This window comes from Photobacterium sp. SP02, assembly GCF_038519165.1.
GTDB lineage: Bacteria > Pseudomonadota > Gammaproteobacteria > Enterobacterales > Vibrionaceae > Photobacterium > Photobacterium halotolerans.
This window is the reverse complement of the sequence record NZ_JASJOJ010000134.1, coordinates 1-1,624: the sequence shown is the minus strand read 5'-3', so window position 1 is coordinate 1,624 and position 1,624 is coordinate 1. Positions and strand designations below refer to the sequence as shown.

The window sequence follows — 1,624 nt, the reverse complement described above, 5'->3', positions numbered from 1 at the left end:
GGCCAATATGGGTTTAATCAGGCACTGCACCCCGGCATGGCTCCATCCGGTCACCTGTTTTAAGTGCTCTCCGAGCACGGGGTTACAGTTATTTTCAGTGCTCCAAGGGGAGCCGCTCCGCGACTCTAACAGCGCCCCCAACTCAGACTTTTTCACTAATCGGTAAGTCTCGTTGCATGTCGAAATGAAGGTGCTCACCCCTTCAGAAACCCAGTGAAAGCCAATGGCCTTTTTCACGCTCTCGCCGTACTGGTTCTGTTTTTCTTCATAGGCCAGCTGCGCATCCGCGGCGAGCTGGCAGAACAGCGCCCACTTAGAGGAATCCGCCGCCTGTCGCAGCGCTTCAAGTTTGGGATCAATGCGGGTTTGCGCTTCAGTGGCCCGGCGCAGATGACGCCACAGGGAAACAGGCTCACCGCCGAACTGCTGAAACTGGCGGATACGGTGAACCGAGGCCCAGGCACGAACGCGAAACGCGCTTTCTTCGGCTTCGGTGTCCGGCATGTGCTTGCCATTGATGTTTTTCGAAACGTACTTCGCGATGTATGCCGTGGCGCCGCCCTTGGCCGGGTCGGCTTCCTTGACGTCAAAGCGCGGGGAAATGTCGTCTCCCAGCTCGGCTCTGTCTTCACTGGTTGCCACGCCGGATAGGATGTTAATCAGGGTGTCTTTGTCTTTCGGATCGCAGAATAGAAAATAGTGGCCGTGGCTGGTGCCGTCTTTGTGCGGCTCCGCCACGCGAAAACCGAAGTAGTGAATATCTTCTTTGGCAATCAGGGCACGGGCCTGCGCCCATTGCTGCATCAGATTGCTATGGCCTTCTTTGACCGTGGCCCCGTTCCACTTGTTAGAATTGCGGTGGTACTTGCTCGGCAATGTCCACGTCAGGAACAACGCGGTATAACCCAAGTCCTGCGCCAGCTCTTCAAAGCCACGGGAACGTACCATCATTTCAATACGGCGGTTTTCCGGGTTGGCCGTGGTGCGCTTGATCACTTCGGCAAGGTCAAAGTGCTCCCCGGTGGCCTCGTTGTACACCGCGGTGTTCTGAATAAAGCGCTCCGCTTCACGCTGCTTGTTCTTCCAGTTCTGGAAAGACGGATAGGAAATGTATTTAGTCTGGTGCCCCTTGTCGCCAACGCGCTCAAGGGCAATCTGTGCGTACTCAATGTACTGCGCCCGAAGGTGCAGCAGGCGACGCTCAATCCATTCTTCAGACTGCATTTTCAGCACTGAAGCGGTGAGCACTTGCTCGGCGCGCTCAACCTCCACCTTGCCACCGGGCAATACAGGCGGGTTAATGGAAATGGCGCGGATATTCTCAGCCAGCACAGAATAAATGTGCTTCATCGCAGCCAGAAAGCTGTCAAAAACCTGCGGGTCAATGTCTTTCATTGCCTGCATATTCTCATCAGCAACCAGACGGGCCAGCTTACGCACGGCCTCGTCTCGCATCAGAATGTTATGGTTTAAACGTTCAGCGTTAACCTTGTTGCGACTGTCCACGAAGGAAAACTTGTCTTCAATGAAGGGGGCGACTTTCAAACCGAACTTCACCGCCTCATCACTGAAGCGGTCAAGGTTGTCACGGGTAGCCCCGCCGCGCTGTTGGCGGCTGGCTATC

Annotated in this window: 1 protein-coding gene; it reads right to left on the bottom strand. The window is 55.4% G+C overall.

From position 1 onward, the window contains the following. A partial coding sequence (locus P0Y67_RS22560) for a replication endonuclease (RefSeq protein WP_342393687.1) occupies window positions 1-1,624 on the bottom strand: 1,624 nt, incomplete at both ends.